Here is a 19,569-nt window from a genome sequence, read left to right as displayed (position 1 = left end):
TCATTCCCTGACGTGCTGATTGCACCCTGTGGCTCTATTGAAATTTGAGTAAATCAGAATTTTGTTCTGCCAGATTTGGGATCAACGCGCGGTATGAGAGTTTTTCAACAGAATACGCCCTTTGGCCTATGCTGGTGTGCTATTGATGGTGATCTGTATGCCAAGACAATAGTATGGTTGCGAAATTTGACCTGCCCACTTACTTTCTACCCGGCAGTGGTTACGATATCAGTTGCTTCTCCGGCCAATCAGGCTGTCAATTTTCCGGACTTGCTCTTCGGGACTTTCGCCTTCCCACTACAATCAGGGAAGCGAACGCAGCCAAGGAATGGCCCAAAGCGGCCTCGGCGCTCGACGAGCCAACCATCTGAACAGGTTGGGCAGGACTGTTGAGCAGCACCACAATCAGAACATGTCATCTCACTGTGCGCCGTCTCTCGAATGGGTAGTCCTGTACTGCATGCAGGGCATGCTGGCATTCGGTTGCCGCAGAGCTTTACATGCTCGCATCTATACCATCCCGGACCTTCATTTCCTGGCATGTAGAGCAAGCGCCCTTCACATTGCTGGCATTTGTGGGTGCGTTCCAAAGCATCTTGTGGGCTGGAGACGCCGTATTCTGGCTCCTTCATTAATTCCGTCACAAAGGTCGATGGCCGTGCTTCAGAGGCCATGATCGTTACCGTATGACGCGCGCGGGTCATTGCGACATACATCACGCGGCGCTCTTCGGCATTTGCGAAGGGTTCGGCGTCAGGTGACACCAAACTCAGCAGTGGGTCATCAACAATCATCGAAGGAAACCCCATCTTGGCGTTATCAGCGCCGAGGATGATCACATGATCGGCTTCGAGCCCCTTTGATGCGTGGATTGTTTTGAAATTTATCGAGAGCTTAGGGTGCTCCCTCCGAAGACGTCGTAAATCGGGTTCGAGGAAGCGGTATCGACCAAGCAGAAGCACCGAGGGATTGCGATCCGAAGAAGGCGGGGAGCTTGAGAGGGCGGCAAGGGTTCCTGCCATGACGCTTTCAGCTGTGTCGCGCCTTGTCCATGCGATCCGTATGGCGGGCTGATCAGTCTCGCCTGCGGGGACCACCGTTTTTTTGATCTGGGCGGGATTACATAGAACAAAGCGTCGAGCCGCCAGTGCAATCTTGTCCACTGACCGGAAGGTGCGGCCAAGGTCCACGGAACGATGAACTCCGGAAGTGCCAGCATACACTCCACCGAACTGGTTGCCGAAATTTCTCATGATATGAATATCGGATCCAGCGAACCGATAGATCGACTGCCAGTCATCCCCAACCCCGAATATCTTAGCATCTGTATGCTGATCTTTCAGGGCTTTGATCAGGCGGGCCCGACCCGTCGAGATATCCTGGAATTCGTCAACAAGGATGTGTCGGAAGGGGCTTTCGTAACGCCCGCTTTCGACGTGCGCGGTGGCTCGGATCACCATATCTTCGAAATCGATACGATCGCCCAGACGAGATTGATATTCGCGGTGTACGGCTTCAAAGATTTTGACGAACGCCTCGGCCCTTTTGCCCAACTTCAGGTTTGTTGCCTTTTCAGAGCAATCTCCAACCGCATAGCCCCCATTTTTGAAGTGGCGAAGGAATGTGGCAATCAACGAGGTGAAGCTGTCCACCGCGCCAACTTGAGTGACTTGGTCATAGATTTCGACGTCCGGTATCGGCCGTATTGTCACGTGTGGTTCGAGCTTCTCAGCCAGCGCATCAAGCAGCCGTCCTTCTTCACGTTCCCAGCTGTAGGTTTCGATTAGTACGGTCTCGTGATCAGCATGAACCTGGCGCTTCCACTCCATTCCTTCGAGGTACTCATCGCGGTCAACAAATGGCGCTGTCGTCAGTTCATCTGTGCCGTCACGCAGGCGTTTCTTGCGAACCCCAAAATGCTCAAGGTAGACACCGCTCTCTGTTAACCGAAAGTCGGGTGTATAGGCCCGCCTTCCGGTCCCTTTGAGTTTGTGTTCATAGGTGGGTTCGTACTCGTAAGCGATGCCATTTCTGTAGAGCCAGTTTGCGATCAGCAGCTCTTCAAAGCTTTTGACGGTCTCACCTTTCAGGATGCGCAAATTGCGGCTCTCGACCTCGGAGTACCACGCGTGCGCCGACTGGTAATCCCAACGCCGGCGAATACTACACGCCCCGCGCCGTCACCTCCTTCATGGTCCAGCAGATCGACCCGCACCCCGGCGAGATCCTGATGGACCCCGCCTGCGGCACCGGCGGCTTCCTGACCTGCGCCATGCGCCACATGCGCGACAACTACGTCAAACGCCCCGAGGACGAGGCGCTCATGCAGGCCTCACGACGATTCAAATATGTTGCCGTCGCTGGACCGGATCGACAGTAACGGCCACTACGAAGCATCCAATGTTCAACTCGTTTGCCGCTTCGTCAACTTTTGGAAACAGGCTGCGGACGATGCAGAATTCCGGCGCCTTATGCTATTGGTTCAGGGAATAAGTTGAGAACATGGGTAAGCAATGCGCCGATCACACGTGAGCGACCTGGTTCCACCGGCCTTGTCTTGGCCTACAAGCGGCTTGAGGAGCATGTGTTCACCTGGCCTGCAATCCGGGACGGTGTCGTGGCGTTGAACCATGCTCAGTTCGAGGCGTTGTTTTCCGATCTCGACTGGCGGACAGTGCGAGCAGTTGCCGCGCGTCCGCCGACTGCGGCAGAGTGGATCACCGGATCATTTTGGCGGGTGCATGCACGTCGATTTTGACAATTCCGCTGCATGATTCCGACGGCAAACCTTCACAATGACATGGATGCGCTCAAGGCCATTATCTTGGCTCAGAGCGAACGAAACGGGCGGCTGGAAGCCTTGGCTAAAGCCCACAGGCAAACCTTTCGCCGTCTGGCGAGGTTTGCCGCCACAAAATGATTTGGTTTACCAGCCCCTCCGACATCGGATCAGTGCGAAATCATCCACGGTCGCTTGGTCGGGAAACTCTTGGACCCGTCAGGGCGCACCAAGGTCTTGGACCCCACTTTCGAGCCACCTGAACAACAACCGCAGCCGGGGCCATGGGTCGACGTCCGCTTTGGGCTGTCGGCGCTCTGTTCATTGGTCTCGAATGCCTTGCGGCGTTCCGAGCTCATGCCCGCCAGACGCGGCGCGTTGATCAGAACGCGCGGCGCAACCGACGCACAGTCCGGGCATCCGCAGGGTTCTGCATAATCCTTCAGCGACGCATAGGCCGTGAACGGTCCGCAATCGTCGCACCAGTAGTCGTAAAACGGCATGGCTGTCTCCTGTTCAAAGAAAGGACGGCCCCGTGCGGGGCCGCCCAATGCGTTACAGATCGTAGGCGATCGGCATGTCGACAGAGCCGTCCAGATACTTGGTCGGTCCGTTGGCGTTCGGCATCATGTCCCACTCGAAGATGTCGTTGGGCAGCCAGAGCGTCGCGCAGGCGTTGGGAATGTCCACCACGCCCGAAATATGCCCCTGCACCGGCGCAGTGCCCAAGATCGAATAGGCCTGCGCCCCAGTATAGCCGAACTTTTTGAGATACTCGATCGCGTTCAGGCACGCCTGGCGATAGGCCACATGCACGTCAAGGTAATGCTGCTCACCTGCCTCATCGACCGAGATGCCTTCGAAGATCAGGTAATCGTCATAGACCGGCTTGATCGGCGACGGTTTGAAGATCGGGTTCTTCACGCCGTATTTCGCCATGCCGTCCTTGATCACCTCGACCTTGAGGTGCAGCCATCCGGCCATTTCGATCGCACCGCAGAAGGTGATTTCGCCGTCGCCCTGAGAGAAGTGCAGATCGCCCATCGAAAGGCCCGCGCCATCGACATAGACTGGGAAGTAGATCTTGCAGCCGCGGCTCAGATCCTTGATGTCGCAGTTGCCGCCATGTTCGCGCGGCGGCACGGTGCGCGCGCCTTCCATCGCGGCCTTTTCGCGCGCGTCGCCCTTCATTGCGCCCATATGCGCGCTTTGCGTGTTGGGCAATGCGGCCAGCGGCGGCACCCGCTCGGGGTCGGTGTTGAACAGCTTGGTTTCGCGGGTGTTCCACATGTCCAGCATCTTGCGATCCGGCAGACAGCCGATCAGACCGGGGTGGATCAGACCGGCGTATTTCACACCCGGCACGTGCCGTGATTTAGTGAACATGCCGTCGAAGTCCCAGATGGATTTCTGCGCCGCCGGGAAATGGTCGGTCAGGAAGCCGCCGCCGTTATTCTTGGAAAAGAAGCCGTTGAAGCCCCAGTTCATCTCTTCGACCGCGCCGATATCCAGAATCTCCACGACCAGCAGGTCACCCGGCGCAGCCCCCTTCACGCCGATGGGACCGGACAGATAATGAACCTGCTCCAGCTCCACATCGCGCACATCCGATGCGTCGTCGTCGTTCTTGATTTGGCCACCCGTCCAGTCATAGGTCTCGATCTTGAAATCATCGCCGGGTTCGACCCAGACGTTGATCGGAATGTCCGGGTGCCAGCGGTTGTGCACGTTCTCGTTGGTGTGCGGGCTCTCGCTCAGATCCACCGAAATCAAAGTATCAGCCATGGGATATCCTCTCTCCTTTTTAGGTCAGTTGGGTCGTCAAACGGATAGGAATTTCGAAACTTTCGCCTCGTCGATTCCATCGCGCGGGCTGTCGTGCACAAAGCTACCGTTCTCGATCACGATCACCCTGTCCGCGACATCCAGCGCAAAGCTCAGCACCTGTTCGGACACGACAATTGTCAGCCCCTTCTTGTCGCGGATATCGCGCAGGGTCCGGGCCATTTCGCGGATGATTGACGGCTGGATGCCCTCGGTCGGCTCGTCCAACAGCAGCACCTTGGGGTTACTGGCCAGTGCGCGGGCAATCGCCAGCTGTTGCTGCTGCCCGCCAGACAGGTTGCCGCCGCGCCGCCCCTTCATCTCCAGCAGCACCGGAAATAGCTCATAGATATCGCCAGGCACCGTCGAGGACCCCGTGACGGTAAGCCCGGTCTCGATGTTCTCCTGCACCGTCATGCTGGAAAAAATCATCCGGCCCTGCGGCACATAGGCCAGGCCAGCCGCAACGCGCTGGTGCGGCTTCTTGCCCGACACCGCTGTACCATCCACACGCGTCTCTCCGCCGCTTTCCGAAACGACGCCCATCAGCGTCTTCATCAACGTGGTCTTTCCCATCCCGTTGCGCCCCATGATGGCAACGATCTCGCCACCCGGTACATCCAGGTTCAGACCGTGCAGCACCTCGGATTCGCCATAGGCCGCGCGCAGGTTTTCGACATTCAGCATCGGGTGTTCCCTTCAGTGGCCCAGATAGACTTCGATGACTTTGGGATCGTTCTGCACCCGCTCCATCGACCCTTCGGACAGAGTCTTGCCCTGGTGCAGGACGGTGACGCGTGTGGCGATGTCGGCGACAAATCCCATGTCGTGCTCGATCACGATGACCGACCGGTCCTCGACGATGCGGCGCAGCAGTTCGGCGGTCTTCTTGCGTTCGGCCACCGACATGCCCGCCACAGGTTCGTCGAGCATCAACAACTCCGGATCCTGGATCAGCAGCATCCCGATCTCGAGCCATTGCTTCTGCCCGTGGCTCAAATAGGCCGCCTTTTCGTCCAGCAGATCCTCAAGAAAGATCGTCTCGGCGATCTCCTTGATCCGGGCCTTGACGTTTGCATCGCGCCGGAAGGTCAGCGCGCCGAACACGCTGTGCCCCTTGGGATAGGACAGCTCGAGGTTCTCGAACACCGTAAGATCCTCATAGACCGACGGCGTCTGGAACTTGCGACCCACACCGGCATGCACGATCTGGTCTTCGCGCATCGCCAACAGCTCCTTGTCCTTGAACTTGACCGACCCAGCGGTGGCCTTGGTCCGCCCACAGATCAAGTCGAGCACCGTGGTCTTGCCGGCGCCGTTGGGTCCGATGATCACGCGACATTCGTTGGGTTCGACGTAAAAGCTCAGATCATTCACCGCCTTGAACCCGTCAAAGGACACGGTCAGCCCCTCGACCATCAGCAGGAAATTCGGGTTTTGCATGTTCATCGCCGACACCTATTCCGCAGGGGTTTCTTTTGGGGATTTCGCCGCACCGGTCTTGCCACCAAAAAGGCCGCTCAGACGTGGCGCGATATGTTCGGCGTAAACGCCCGCCAGACCGTTGGGAAAGACCATCACCACCGCGATGAACAATCCGCCCAGACCCAGCAGCCACAACTCGGGAAAGCTTTCCGACAACGAGGTCTTGGCCCAGTTCACCAGCAGCGCGCCATAAACCGCCCCCAGGATCGACAGCCGCCCGCCGACGGCGCAGAAAATCACCATCTCGATCGACGGAACGATCCCGACCAGCGTGGGCGACATGAACCCGACCTGTAGAGTGAACATCGCGCCACCGATGCCGGCAAAGGCCGCACCAAGGCAGAAGATGAAGATCTTGAAGCTGGCCACGTCATAGCCCGAGAACCGCACCCGATCCTCCTGGTCGCGCATGGCGATCAAGAGGCGGCCCAGCTTGGACTTGCGCACGAACTGCGCAATCAGCAGGCAGGCAAACAGCAGCCCGGCGTTGACAAAATACAGAACTTCCTTGGCGTCGTTGGTGCGGATGTCCCAACCATGCAGCGTGCGCAGGTCCGTGATGCCGTTGACCCCGCCGGTAAAGCCCTGCTGGCCGATGATCAGGATCGTCAGGATCGCCGCAAAGGCCTGGGTGATGATGGCAAAGTAGACGCCCCCCACCCGACGGCGGAACATCGCGACACCTATAATCAGTGCGAACACCACCGGCACTGCCACCACCGCGATCATGGTGAAGAACAGCGAATTGAACGGCTCCCACCACCATGGCAGCGCGGTCAGCTGGTTCCAGTCCATGAAATCCGGGATGCCGGGGGTGGACTGGATCGCGGTGTTTTTGGGTGTCGATGCCTCAAGCTTGAGGAACATCGCCATGCAATAGCCGCCGAGGCCAAAGAACACGCCCTGCCCCAGGCTCAGGATGCCACCGGCACCCCAGCACAGCACAAGGCCGACCGCGACAAAGGCGTATGTCAGGTACTTGCCGAACAGGTTGAGGCGGAAACTGTCCAGCGCCATCGGCAGAACGATAAAGATGATCACGGCAAGGACGGCAAAGCCAAGGATGTCCTGGGTCGTGAACAGACGGTTGGAAGAGCGTTCCATGGATCAGCCTCCGATCACTTGCGCAGTTTGAGGGTAAACAGGCCCTGCGGACGGATCATCAGGATCCCCACAACCACCAGCAGAGTCAGAACCTTGGCCATCGACCCGGACAGGAAAAACTCCATGATCGACTGCGCCTGACTGATCGAAAACGCGCTGGCGATCGTGCCCAGCAGACTTGCCGCGCCGCCAAAGACCACGACCAGAAAGGTGTCGACGATGTAGAGCTGCCCCGCCGTTGGACCGGTCGATCCGATCATCGTAAAGGCAGACCCAGCCACCCCGGCAACGCCGCACCCGATGCCAAAGGTCAGACGGTCCGTCCAGGCGGTGTTGATGCCTACCGCGTCCGCCATCACCCGGTTCTGGCTGATTGCGCGCACCTGAAGACCCCAGCTGGAACGGAACATCATGTAATAGACTGCCAGAGAAATTCCGGTCGCCAGCACCATCACAAAGATCCCGTTGATCGGCACCTCGATCATGTCGGTGACCGGCAGTGACCCCATCATCCAGTCAGGGATGCTCACCCCAACCTCGCGCGCGCCAAAGACGCTGCGATAGACTTGCTGCAGGATGAGGCTCAGCCCCCAGGTGGCGAGCAGCGTGTCCAGCGGCCGTTTGTACAGATGCCGGATCATTGCCCATTCGATGAACAGCCCCAGCGCCCCCGAGGCAATGAAGGCGAGGATCATCGCCACAAAGAAATACATCCCGAACACGCCCGGCAGCCAGGCCGCGAACAGATTTGAGGTGAGGTAGGTGACATAGGCCCCGAGGATCATGAATTCCCCATGGGCCATGTTGATGACGCCCATCTGGCCAAAGATGATCGCAAGGCCCAGGGCCATCAGCACAAAGACCGAAAACAGGATCAGCCCGGCAAAGCCCTGCATGGCAAAGATCGCGCCAAGCTCGCTCATCGAATAATCGGAAAACATCGACGTCTCCTCGTGGAAAAACGAACGGAATTTTTGTGGGTTTTTTTGCCCGGAGCCGTACGGGATCACACGGCTCCGGACGCCAAAGGCCTACTGGTAACCTTCGGGGAACGGGTTGGGTTCGACCAGATCGGCGGTTTCGAAAACCACCTCGTATTGACCATCCAGCTTGGCACGGCCAACGCGGGTCTTGGACCAAAGGTGATGGTTCTCGTGGACCTTGACGTAACCCTCGGGCGCGGTTTCCAGCTCGACGCCGATCTGGGCTTCGCGCACCTTGTCGATGTCGAACGAACCGGCTTTTTCCACCGCTGCCTTCCAGAGCCAGGGGCCCAGATAGGCAGCCTGCGTCACGTCGCCGATGACGATGTCCTCGCCCCACATGTCCTTGAAGGCCTTCACGAAGGCGATGTTGTTGTCGTTGTCGAGCGACTGGAAGTACTTCATGCAGGCATAGGCGCCTTCCATGTTCTCGCCGCCGATGCCGCGGATTTCGTCCTCGGTCACGGAAATCGTCAGAACGATCGGCGCTTCCTTGGTCATGTCGATGCCGGCCGCCTTGAGCTGCTTGTAGAACGCTACGTTGGAGCCACCAACGACGATCGCATAGATCACGTCAGGCTTTTTCAGGCGGATCTTGTTGATGACCGAGTTGAACTGCGTGTGGCCCAACGGATAGTAATCCTCGCCCACGACCTCGCAGCCGTCCATGAAGTTCTCGATGTGCTTGCGCGCGATCTTGTTCGAGGTGCGCGGCCAGATGTAGTCGGACCCGAGCAGATAGAACGACTTGGCGCCCTTCGTCTCGTTCACCCAGTTCAGACCGGCAATGATCTGCTGTGTCGCTTCCTGACCGGTGTAAATAACGTTGGGCGACTCTTCGAGGCCCTCATAGAAGGTCGGATAGTAGAGCATGCCGTTGTTCTGCTCGAACACCGGGAGGACCGCCTTGCGGCTGGCAGACGTCCAGCAGCCCATGACCGACGCCACCTTGTCGTTGACCAGCAACTTGCGCGCTTTTTCGGCAAAGGTCGGCCAGTCGGATGCGCCGTCTTCCTGGATGTATTCGATCTTGCGCCCCAGGATGCCGCCCTGAGCATTGATCTGCTCGATGGCCAGCTTTTCCGCCTGCACCGATCCGGTTTCCGAGATCGCCATTGTCCCGGTCACCGAATGCAGGATGCCGATGGTGACAGTATCATCGGTGACGGCCAGACCGGTCGTATTGATCTGGGCTGTAGGGTAATCCTGCGCGAACAGCGCCTTTGGGGCAAACAGCGACGCGGTCATGGCGGCCGATCCGGCCATGAAGGCGCGGCGGCTTGGTCCGGCGAGCGATTTGGGGATTTTTCGATCAGTCATGTCAGCTCCTTGTCGGGGGTTGGTTGGCGATTTCGTCTGTTTTTTGGTCAGCTTTTTTACGCTGTGCCTGCCAACTGTCCGTCAGAATGCTGCATCGCAGTATACGTCAATTAACGTATGTAGCTGCGCGAAATTACCCTGTAGCTCTGGTCATAGGATGAGCCTTGATGGGATCGGGAGGACTCCGAACGCTGCGGCCTGAGCCGTCTTGCATTCATGCCGGAAATCAAACAAGCCGGGGGCATCCGATGGCCACAACATACCGCGCGACCAAGGAAAAACGACGATACAATCGCTGGGTCGCCAATGAAACGATGGAAGATTTCGCGCTGCGCTTCACCGCGCGGCGGGCGCGCAACTGGTCCTCTGCCCGGGTGGCAAACACCGCGATCGGCTCGATCTCGTTCCTCGCCCTCGAAGCGATCGGCGGGGCGATCACCCTCACCTACGGCTTTGACATCGCCATCACCGCGATCATGCTGGTGGGCGCGATCCTATTTCTAACGGCCTTTCCGATCAGCTATTACGCGGCGCGCTATGGCGTTGATATCGACCTGCTGACGCGCGGTGCCGGCTTCGGATACATTGGGTCAACCTTGACCTCTCTGATCTACGCCAGCTTTACCTTTATCTTCTTTGCGCTCGAGGCGGCGATCCTCGCCCTCGCGGTCGAATTCACCCTCGGTGTGCCGCTGGTTGTTGGCTACCTGCTCTCTTCGCTGGTGGTAATCCCGCTTGTGATCAACGGGTTCTCCAAAATTTCCGTCTTTCAGGCGTGGACACAGCCGCTCTGGGTCGTACTGCACATCACGCCCTTCATCATGCTGGCCTTCGTCGGCTATGATCTTGACGGCTGGTCGAATTTCACCGGTTCCGTTCCCGAAGCAACAAGCCAGACCGGCCGATTGATCATGCTGGGCGCGGCCGCCGGCGTGGTGTTCTCGCTGATCGCGCAGGTCGGCGAACAGGTTGATTTCCTGCGCTTCCTTCCTGAGCCACGCACAAAAAGCGAACGGCGCAAATGGTGGGTAGCGTTGATCGCCGCAGGTCCGGGCTGGTCCGTTCTCGGTGTGCTCAAGATGCTGGCGGGCAGTTACCTCGTGACGCTGGCGCTGCGCAACGGTGTGCCGATGTCAGAGGCATCGGACCCAACCCGCATGTACCACGCAGCTTTTTCCGAAGTGGTTTCCTCACCCTGGCTGGTGCTCTTGCTGACCTCGGCCTTTGTGATCCTGTCCCAGCTCAAGATCAACATTACCAACGCCTATGCCGGCTCCATCGCATGGTCGAACTTCTTTTCGCGGCTCACGCATTCGCACCCGGGGCGGGTGGTGTGGCTGGTCTTTAACGTCGCCATCGCCGTGATGCTGATGGAACTGGGTGTCTTCGGCGCACTGGAAAGCACGCTGGCGCTTTATTCCCACGTCGCACTTGCCTGGATCGGGGCGCTGGTGGCCGACCTCGTGATCAACAAACCCCTCGGCCTGAGCCCGCCGGGCATCGAATTCCGCCGCGCGCATCTCTATGATATCAACCCCGTCGGCATCGGCGCCATGGCCACAGCCTGCGCGGTTTCGCTCGCGGCCTATGGCGGCGCCTTTGGCGATCTGGTTCAGGCCATGTCCGCGCCCCTCGCGCTGTTCAGTTCCTTTGCGCTGGCCCCCGCCATCGCCTGGTGGACCGGCGGCAAATACTACATTGCCCGTCCGATCCCGAAACTGACGGACACAGATTGCACCTGCTCGATCTGCGAATACAGCTTCGATGCCGAGGACATGACCCATTGCCCGTTTCACTCTGGACCGATCTGTTCGCTCTGCTGTACCTTGGACAGCGCCTGCCGTGATGCCTGCAAGCCCGAGGCCCGCATCACCTCTGTCGCGTCCCGCCTGCTCAAGGATCGCCTGCCTGCAAATGTCGCCACTGCCCTGATGTCGCCGCTGTCGCGTTTCCTCATTGCGACGGCGATCATCGGTACGATCTTTGCCCAGTTGCTCATCCTGGTGCGCTCGTTCCGATACGCCGATAATTTCGACGCAATCCTGTCTGTGATCTTCTGCATGGTGCTCATCGTCATCGGTATCACTGTCTGGATGTACATCCTCGTCAATGACTCTCAGCACAAGGCACGGGACGAGGCAGAGCGCCAGACCGAGCGTCTTCTGATCGAAGTACGCGCCCATGACCGCACCGACCGCGCACTTCAGCAGGCCAAGGAAAAGGCCGAAGCCGCCAACCTTGCCAAGACCCGTTACATGACGGGCCTCAGCCACGAGCTGCGCACTCCGCTGAACTCGATCTACGGCTTTGCCCAGATTCTGGAAAAGGATCCGAGCATGCCGCCCCACAGACGCACCTCCGTCACCACGATCCGAAGATCGTCCGAACACCTCGCCGGGTTGATCGAAGGCCTGCTCGACATCTCCCGGATCGAGGCCGGGCGTCTGGAAATATCGCGCGACCGCATTCACCTCCGGATGTTTCTCAATCAGGTCACCTCGATATTTCAGGAACTGGCGCGGGAAAAGGACATCGCTTTCGCGCTGACCACCGCCGGCAAGCTGCCGGAATGGATCACCTTCGATGAAAAACGACTGCGCCAGATCCTGATCAACCTGCTGTCCAATGCCCTGCGCTACACCACTGCAGGTTCGGTCAGCCTGCACCTGAGCTATCGCAACGAAGTTGCGGTGATCGACGTTACCGACACCGGCATCGGTATCGCTCCTGAATGCCTGCCCCGCATCTGGGAACCGTTCGAACGCGGCTTGCATCCCTCCGTGGCCGGCTCGGGACTGGGTCTGACCATCACAAAGCTGCTCGTCGAAATTCTGGGTGGCGAAATCGAGGTCGACTCCACCCCCGGTGTGGGCAGCCGTTTCCGCGTCCGCCTGATGTTGCCATCGGTTCCGGTCACAAGCCTGCACGCGCCCGCGCCCACAGCCACTGAGGCCCGCAGCCTATCGGTCACCGGCTATCTGGGCGCGCGCAAGACGGTCCTGGTGGTCGACGACGACCTGAACCACCTGCAACTGGTGGAATTTTTTCTCGCCCCCATCGGTTTTGCCGTACTTCTGGCATCGAGCGCCGAACAGGCGCTTGAGATGATCGAGGATATCGCCCCCGATCTCTTTATCCTCGACATTGACCTGCCGGGCCACGATGGCTGGCACCTTGCCCAGATGCTGCGTGACGGGGCGCATCGCTCCACTCCTATCGCGATGATCTCGGGTCACGCAATGGACGCTGAAAAACCCGCGCCTGAACTCAAACTCTGCGACGCTTTCCTCGCCAAGCCCTACAACCTGGACGATCTCCTTGTCCGGATCGGAGAACTCTTGCGACTTGAAATGATTTCCAGCCCCGAAGCCTTCAAGGCGCAAACCGATGTGGTCCGACTGACCGATACGGAACGGACCACGCTGATCGGCTATGCCCGCGACGGCCGCGCCCGTCATGTCACCGAAATGATCGACGCACTGGAATCCTCCGGCGCTCTGGGCGGTGCCGGTCTGTCCCGGTTGCGCCGCGCCGCCGGGCAGTTTGACATGGCCGAGGTGATCTTGGAACTGGAGTCACATGATGTCGTCACTTGACCCCGAACGCCACAACATCGCCCTGGTGGTGGACGACAACCCGGAAACGCTCGGGATGGTCTCGACCGCATTGGAGGAAAACGGCATCACCGTGCTGGTCGCCCGTGACGGCCTGACGGCGATCGATCTGGCCAACCGCATTAGGCCTGACGTGATTCTGATGGATGCGGTCATGCCCGACCCCGACGGGTTCGAAACCTGCCGACGCCTCAAATCCGGCCCCGATGCGACGCTGGCGCCGATCATCTTCATGACCGGCCTCACCGAACCGGAACATATCGTCAAAGGGCTGCGCTCCGGAGGCGTCGACTACATCACCAAACCTGTGATGATCGAGGAATTGCTGGCGCGCATCACCATCCACGTGATGAATGCCAAGATGATCCGCTCCGCGCGCGAAGCGCTCGATACCTCGGGCCGGTCTGTCATGGCCTTCGATGGCAATGGACGCCCCCTCTGGGGCAGCCCCAAGGCGCAGGCCACGCTCTCCGCCCTCTGTGACACGGGCGCGCCGACGCTCGCGGACAATCAACAATTTCGTCTGTGGCTGCGCGACTGCTCTGCCCTGCCCGCCTCCCAGATCGACCTGTTCAGCCATGGCGATCTTACCATCGCCTTTCTGGGCCTTGCCTCCTCCCGCGAGGTGCTGGTCAAACTCAACAGCGGCAAGGCCGGCTCCCCGGCACGCTTGCTCGAAAGGGCATTCTCGCTGACGGCCCGCGAAGGCGAGGTGCTGCAATGGCTGTCGATGGGCAAGACCAACCGCGACATCGCCCAGATCCTCAGCCTCAGCGCCCGCACGGTCAACAAACACCTCGAACAGGTTTTCCAGAAAATGGGCGTGGACAACCGCACCGCCGCCGCCGTCATGGCTGACCGTGTGCTCAACACGGAATGAGGAACTGCGCCAGTCGCAGTTTGATGCCTCTCCATTGGTGGCTTGCGTGATAACATCCGTCCCTTCGCCGAGTTCATCGCCACGGCAGTTCGAGGCCATGCGCACGGGCAAAATCAGGGCGTGTGAATGATGTTCCCCAGGGGACGCCCAGACAACTGACAGTCATGTTCGACACGCGCATGCGGTGCCTTGATGGGCTGTGATTTCAATGCCGCGACGACGCTGGGCCCGGCTGCGGCCCTGCGGTGATGTTGAACACGGTGACCCGATTCAATGCCGAGGCGACCACATGGGCAGAGACAGAACGCCCTGCTCGAACCGCCGACGTCTGGATACGCTGCCATTCGGCGTCGGTCGCATGGACACGTCTCGGTACGGTTTTTTCATCGCGTGTCGTCCTGTGTCCCATGCAATCTTCCTGTCTTACGGGTCCGTTCAGGGGGCCTCGCTGCTACTCCAGTCGCTCCCCCGGCTTCGTAGATAAAGATCGCGCAAAACGACGGCTGGAAGATAGTCACATCAATTCAAAGGAGATCGAACATTATCCAGTAGTCAGGCAAAGAAAATCGGTGTCACGTAGGTGAATAAGGGCGTTCAATGAATTCGCAGCATCGGATGCACGCGCCGATAACTTCAAAAATTGTTGCTACCGAATTTCGCTGAGAGGATGATGTGTCAGGGGTACATATTATTTTTCTGTTATTTTCGATCACAATAGCAGGATATCACGCTGCATGAAATCAGGGTGGTCGGTCCGAGAAGGATCACACCGCACCGTTCTCACCTGGCCATAGTCAGGATCAAGCGTGCCAGCACTACACGCTTTACCTGGCCACCCCGGCACAATCACTTGCTTCAAGATCCGCAATTCTCAGCAGCAACGGAGCGACGATCGCATCATGCGCGGTGCATGCCGTTTCCAAGCCATCCAGCGCGTCGTTGATGGCACGACGGTGTGCCGCCAACAGGGGCCGGTGAAGGCATTCGCGTCCGTCGATGTCTTCGGCAACAAGCGTTGCAATCCGCCGCGCCATCGGCGCGCGGTCGTCGGCATCCTGGCGAGTATGACTTCGCGCATCGCAGGGAGTATTCCGGACTTCTTGCATCAGGCGGCAGAGGCGTCCATTCCCGACCGGCCCGCTAAGGACTTCGCGCGCTTCCGCATTTGACGGGATCTGACCCGTTCTGGCAATGTGGTCCCGCAGTTGGACAAGGATATTGGAATCAGAGAAGTGAGGGACCCGGGGCATATTTTTCCTCTTGATGCTGCACGGCAAAATGCCGTCCTTCATCACCAACACTAGGCGCTTGGAAACCAGGCACCACGGCAGAGCCCGAGGTTATCCACATGTATCCGATCAACTTCCAAAATCAAAAAAACCGACGCAGGCAGAACCCGGGTCGAATTGCTCATCGCACAGCCGTAGGGTTAGCTGTCGCACCCGGGGCGATGGAAATCCGCAATATAAACGACAGGGAGAACGCCCATCATGTCCGACTTCGTGCCCAAGGATCCACTGGCCGATCCCGCAGCAACCGCGGCATCGTATTCTGACCTCAGGCACGCCCCTGCGACAGTGCGCAACCGGGAGCCGATCCGACAGGCGCTGGCCGAACTGCTTCCTGTCCAGCAATGCACCGTGCTTGAAGTCGCCTCGGGCTCTGGGGAGCATGCCCTGTGGATGGCGCGCGCCCTGCCGCAGGTGACATGGGCGCCGAGCGAAGCGACTGCGGATGGCCTCGCTGCCATTGAGGCTTGGCGTGCGCTCTGCCCGGACCTCGCCAATCGCGTCCTGCCACCTGTGCTGATCGACGCCGACCGGCCGCCGTGGCCCGGTGCGCCTGTGGATGCAGTCTTCGTCGCGAACCTCACCCACATCGCCCCGTGGTCGGCGACGCTGGGCCTCGTCAAAGGCGCTGCGGCGCGGCTCGTCGCTGGCGGGCTTCTGTTGACTTATGGCCCCTTCAACGAGGGCGGCGGTTTCACGGGGCATGGCAACGCCGCCTTCGATGCCGATCTGCGCAATCGGAACCCGCTTTGGGGCCTGCGCGACCGCGAGGCAGTGGACGCGATAGCCTCCGCACACGGATTCCTCGTTGAACCGGCGCGTGAAATGCCGACAAACAACCGCCTGCTTGTTTATCGTCACCCCTGAGGCAAACCGCACCGGCATCCTCGAATCCACTGCCCCCTTATCCCCGAAACGGTGGTTCCCAAGCGCACCATAGAGAGCCTGAAGCATGCCACGTTCCTAGCTCCAGCGAACGGCGCGAGGCGCCGGTCCTCGGCCGCCATTTGGCAACCTCAGGCGGTTGGAACCGGTCAGCAGGGCTTGTCGCTGCAAGACCTGTGCGACATTCTCAGGCGGACACACCGCAAAAAGGCCATACCTGCTGCCATGTCCAAGAAGACCCAGAACCAGGCCAACCTCCAAAAGGTGGGCGCGGAAAAGCTCGCCGCCCTTCAACGCCGCGCGCGGATGTAACTTAGCGCCGCCCAAGGTCCCCAGGAAGTTGCCGCCGATCTGCGCAAACGCTTCGCATCGCTGCGGCGCGCGACCTGCTTTGTCGACTGGCGCAAGCAACGGGCGCTGGTCAAGGATCTGGAGGGTCTGTTGGGCATGATCGAAACCGCTATCGCCACGCGGCGCGCCACCTTGCCGAATGTCAGTCCTGCGATGCCGGCATCGAGGACTATGGCGATCTTCCCTCGCATGGGCAGTTTCTTGAGGTCCTCAAGCAGAAACATGGCCGAAAACATGGGTGCTGGCACTTGGCAGATTCGTAACTTCGGCCCAGTCGGGCACTCGTGACGCGTGTGGCGGACGGCCAGATTCAGCCCATTCGAGACATTTGTGCCTGGCGCAGCGACGTTGATGCTGCACGCGCAACATACCACGCCCGCCTTCCCTAAAGCCGACGCTCACAGAGGCCATGTTGCATCCAGAGATGCTGCAGCATGCACAGGCGACAGCAATGCGCAGGTAGCTGCCGCTGCAAAGTTGCGAACTGTGGTCGCTCTTCGGAACCTGACCGGCTCTAACCGGCCGTCTCTCAAATAAGTCAGATGCTACGGCGCAGCCCTTCAAAGGGGTCGTTCGCAACGATTACAGAGTTGGGGCTTCCCGACCTACTGCTGCCAAGCTTTTTGCAGACTAAGCTACAGGCGTAGACCAACGATGTGCACAAATAGAGTTGCCGGCCAGAAATGTCTTGGCCGTAGATGGGGTGGCGGTTCTTTGAGCTGATCGCTAAGCTCTCGAATAATATTTGGGAAAAGGGGGCTGAACGCTCATGACATTGATTGACGAGGTACAAAAGGCTCGACAGAAAGTCGTCACGGACGGCTACGAAATGTCAGTGGGAGAGGTAATCAATCTCTACAAAGACGAAGAGTTGGTCATTGACCCTGTATTCCAACGCCTGTTTCGGTGGGATGACCAGCGGAAGACACGTTTCATCGAGTCTCTGCTCCTTGGCATACCAATTCCCCCGATATTTGTTTTCCAGGATGAAGATGGGGTTTGGGAGCTGATTGATGGTCTTCAGCGCATTTCTACAGTGTTACAACTTACGGGAGACCTTGGCGGAGATCGCGCAGAGGATCTGGGTGTTTTAGTGCTCAATGGAACGCGATTTCTGCCTAGTCTAGATGGGAAACGGTGGAATCCGTCTAATAAGACGGCTAAAGACGGTTTAGGAAGCAAGCTACAAATAGAAATCAAACGCACCCGGATAAGAGTCGAGATACTTAAATCAGAAAGCGCTGACTCGGCCAAGTATGAGCTTTTCCAAAGGCTAAATACTGGTGGAGTGAGCCTTTCAGAGCAGGAAGTCCGAAACAGCATCGCGGTATCTGTTAACAAAGATTTCTATGAATGGATGAGTGACCTTTCAAAACACACAAGTTTTATTCACACAACACGTCAAACGGATACCGCTTTAGATCAAGAAGCTGGAACAGAGTTAGTCCTGCGATTCTTAGCTTTCCGTATACTTCCATATAAAAGTGGAATGGATGTACACGAGTATCTCGATGATGCCTTGTTTCAACTTGCTTCTGAGAAAGGCTTGGACATGGGAAAAGAGGGGGTTATTTTCAAAAAAACTTTTGATTACCTTGATGCAGCGCTTGGCCAATCCGCATTCCAAAGGTGGAATGGTACGGATTTCACTGGTAAGTTCTTAATGTCGCTTTTCGAGGTCATTTCTATAGGTGTGTCTAAGAACTTGCCTGCCCTAGAAGCAATGACGGCAAAAGATAGAAATAAGTGCCTAGTTGCGAAAGCGCAGGCGCTTCAGGATGACCAGACCTATTCAAAATACTCTGGTGCTGGAATCCGCGGTACGACACGCCTTTCAAAACTCTTGCCAATTGCTAAACGCCTTATGAAGCCGTGAGGTCGTGCTGTGGGAAAGGTTAGAACGCTCAATGAGATGCAGACTGCCCTAGACCAAGAGATGGCTTGGCGAATTAAGGAAATCGGTGTTTTCAAAGTTGGTGCCGGAAAAAACGGACCCCAACGCAAGCCATACATACGTGCTGGGGTGGCGCTTCTCTATGCTCACTGGGAAGGCTTCATAAAGAGCTCCTCTGAGATTTATCTCAGCTACGTAGAAAGCAGGGCCTTGCGATATCGCGACCTAAAGTCCTGTTTTGTGGTTTTTGGCTTAAAAGGAAAAATCCATACTCTCGTTGAGAGCAGAAAATCTCTTCCTAATATTGAAGCTATGGATTTCATCCTCTCAAAGATGGATGAAACGGCGACGCTTCAAATCACCTCTGCGGTCAATACTGATTCCAACCTGACTTCCAAAGTGTTCAGTAATATTGCTGGGTCATTGGACATAGATACCACTCCCTATGAAACAAGGTTTCATTTGATTGACTCCAGTTTAGTTGAGAGACGAAACAAGGTCGCACATGGCGAATTTCTAGATATTGAGGGAGGCGACTTTTCAACCTTAGTAGATGACATCCTTATTCTTATGCGGCTCTACAAGACGGACATCGAGAACGCAGCATCGCAAGAGGGCTACAAGAGAATTGGCTAACTTCGTATCTTGGTTCCTTTTTGTTGCCTACGGAATGCCGCCGCAACCGATTGCCACTTCTGCCCCACCTTTGGTTTCAGGTGGGCCAAACAATTCACGGTGAGGGGCAAGCTGAGACAGAAGAAAATTACCGTCATGGACTTAGTTCACAACGGAATGACCGCTTCCGCTGTATCAAAAAGGAGAGAATGCGTTCGTGGTGAACTTCCGCATACAGCCCCTTCGGGCCATTGGTGCGACCCCATGCAACTCTTGGCACGAATGTCACTAAAGGGCTTATTCCGTTGAAAAACTCGGCCCGGTAGCCGCGGTGGGTGTCCCCCGAGATTGAGCGCGCGTTAACCCGCCCCTCTTCAGCAGGCGATTTGTGGTGGCGGCAGGAGCTTTGCGAGCTTCCGGAGGTTCTGGGCGGTGGCTGCGAGGTGGAATTTGATCTGCCCCCCGGAAACTGGACCGTTTGAAGTTGGAGTTTCCCGCTACGATTTCCTGGCTGGGAAAGGAGCGGAATCACATGAAAGCATCGAA

General features: G+C 57.9%; 16 protein-coding genes and 2 pseudogenes. 10 read left to right on the top strand and 8 right to left on the bottom strand.

The window, feature by feature from the left end:
* Positions 1-248: 248 nt before the first annotated feature.
* Positions 249-2,150 (bottom strand): annotated as a pseudogene (locus tag CHB75_RS20020) (UvrD-helicase domain-containing protein); the annotation flags it as partial.
* 41 nt (positions 2,151-2,191) lie between these two features.
* On the opposite strand from CHB75_RS20020, the gene CHB75_RS20015 reads away from it, so the two are divergent.
* A complete protein-coding gene (locus CHB75_RS20015) occupies positions 2,192-2,380 on the top strand; it encodes an N-6 DNA methylase (protein WP_245841084.1) in 189 nt (62 codons plus the stop codon).
* A gap of 33 nt (positions 2,381-2,413) precedes the next feature.
* Complete coding sequence (gene tnpB / locus CHB75_RS22575; RefSeq protein WP_425439525.1) at positions 2,414-2,758, top strand: IS66 family insertion sequence element accessory protein TnpB; 345 nt, start codon at positions 2,414-2,416, stop codon at positions 2,756-2,758.
* 191 nt (positions 2,759-2,949) lie between these two features.
* Here tnpB and CHB75_RS20005 read toward each other — a convergent pair whose 3' ends face one another.
* From CHB75_RS20005 to urtA, 7 genes are all read right to left on the bottom strand, one after another.
* Positions 2,950-3,282 carry an FmdB family zinc ribbon protein gene (locus tag CHB75_RS20005; protein ID WP_089273787.1) on the bottom strand — a complete coding sequence of 111 codons (333 nt, stop codon included), beginning with the start codon at positions 3,280-3,282 and terminating at the stop codon, positions 2,950-2,952.
* 52 nt (positions 3,283-3,334) lie between these two features.
* Positions 3,335-4,564, bottom strand: a complete 1,230-nt coding sequence (gene fmdA, locus CHB75_RS20000; protein WP_089273785.1) for a formamidase — start codon at positions 4,562-4,564, stop codon at positions 3,335-3,337.
* A gap of 36 nt (positions 4,565-4,600) precedes the next feature.
* Entirely contained in the window at positions 4,601-5,290 is a 690-nt protein-coding gene (gene urtE, locus CHB75_RS19995; protein ID WP_089273783.1) for an urea ABC transporter ATP-binding subunit UrtE, read from the bottom strand.
* 12 nt (positions 5,291-5,302) lie between these two features.
* On the bottom strand, positions 5,303-6,052 hold the full coding sequence (gene urtD, locus CHB75_RS19990; RefSeq protein ID WP_089273781.1) for an urea ABC transporter ATP-binding protein UrtD: 750 nt from the start codon (positions 6,050-6,052) through the stop codon (positions 5,303-5,305).
* A 9-nt stretch (positions 6,053-6,061) separates the two neighbouring features.
* Positions 6,062-7,192 carry an urea ABC transporter permease subunit UrtC gene (urtC, locus tag CHB75_RS19985; RefSeq protein ID WP_089273779.1) on the bottom strand — a complete coding sequence of 377 codons (1,131 nt, stop codon included), beginning with the start codon at positions 7,190-7,192 and terminating at the stop codon, positions 6,062-6,064.
* 14 nt (positions 7,193-7,206) lie between these two features.
* Positions 7,207-8,133: an urea ABC transporter permease subunit UrtB gene (gene urtB, locus CHB75_RS19980; protein ID WP_089273777.1), complete on the bottom strand. Its 927-nt coding sequence runs from the start codon at positions 8,131-8,133 to the stop codon at positions 7,207-7,209.
* 90 nt (positions 8,134-8,223) lie between these two features.
* Positions 8,224-9,495, bottom strand: a complete 1,272-nt coding sequence (urtA, locus tag CHB75_RS19975) for an urea ABC transporter substrate-binding protein (protein ID WP_089273775.1) — start codon at positions 9,493-9,495, stop codon at positions 8,224-8,226.
* 248 nt (positions 9,496-9,743) lie between these two features.
* On the opposite strand from urtA, the gene CHB75_RS19970 reads away from it, so the two are divergent.
* The 8 genes and pseudogenes from CHB75_RS19970 to CHB75_RS19940 all read left to right on the top strand — a co-directional run bounded on the left by CHB75_RS19970 (position 9,744) and on the right by CHB75_RS19940 (position 19,044).
* A complete protein-coding gene (locus CHB75_RS19970; protein ID WP_089273773.1) occupies positions 9,744-13,091 on the top strand; it encodes a hybrid sensor histidine kinase/response regulator in 3,348 nt (1,115 codons plus the stop codon).
* Positions 13,078-13,989 carry a response regulator transcription factor gene (locus tag CHB75_RS19965; RefSeq protein ID WP_217898816.1) on the top strand — a complete coding sequence of 304 codons (912 nt, stop codon included), beginning with the start codon at positions 13,078-13,080 and terminating at the stop codon, positions 13,987-13,989. Before CHB75_RS19970 ends, CHB75_RS19965 begins: the two co-directional genes overlap by 14 nt.
* A gap of 806 nt (positions 13,990-14,795) precedes the next feature.
* Positions 14,796-15,158: a hypothetical protein gene (locus tag CHB75_RS21475; protein ID WP_141135158.1), complete on the top strand. Its 363-nt coding sequence runs from the start codon at positions 14,796-14,798 to the stop codon at positions 15,156-15,158.
* Positions 15,159-15,479: 321 nt separating this feature from the next.
* Complete coding sequence (locus CHB75_RS19955) at positions 15,480-16,145, top strand: DUF938 domain-containing protein (RefSeq protein WP_089273767.1); 666 nt, start codon at positions 15,480-15,482, stop codon at positions 16,143-16,145.
* A gap of 342 nt (positions 16,146-16,487) precedes the next feature.
* Positions 16,488-16,622: pseudogene (locus tag CHB75_RS22570) on the top strand (DUF6880 family protein); the annotation flags it as partial.
* Positions 16,562-16,777, top strand: a complete 216-nt coding sequence (locus CHB75_RS22565) for a DUF6880 family protein (RefSeq protein WP_425439526.1) — start codon at positions 16,562-16,564, stop codon at positions 16,775-16,777. The pseudogene CHB75_RS22570 and the gene CHB75_RS22565, both read left to right, overlap by 61 nt.
* Before the next feature lie 506 nt (positions 16,778-17,283).
* On the top strand, positions 17,284-18,390 hold the full coding sequence (locus tag CHB75_RS19945) for a DUF262 domain-containing protein (RefSeq protein ID WP_089273765.1): 1,107 nt from the start codon (positions 17,284-17,286) through the stop codon (positions 18,388-18,390).
* Positions 18,391-18,426: 36 nt separating this feature from the next.
* Entirely contained in the window at positions 18,427-19,044 is a 618-nt protein-coding gene (locus CHB75_RS19940) for an MAE_28990/MAE_18760 family HEPN-like nuclease (protein ID WP_089273763.1), read from the top strand.
* Positions 19,045-19,569: the final 525 nt, after the last annotated feature.

Origin of the sequence: Puniceibacterium sediminis (genome assembly GCF_900188035.1) — a bacterium.
GTDB classification, from domain to species: domain Bacteria; phylum Pseudomonadota; class Alphaproteobacteria; order Rhodobacterales; family Rhodobacteraceae; genus Puniceibacterium; species Puniceibacterium sediminis.
This window is presented reverse-complemented; position numbering and strand designations above follow the sequence as displayed.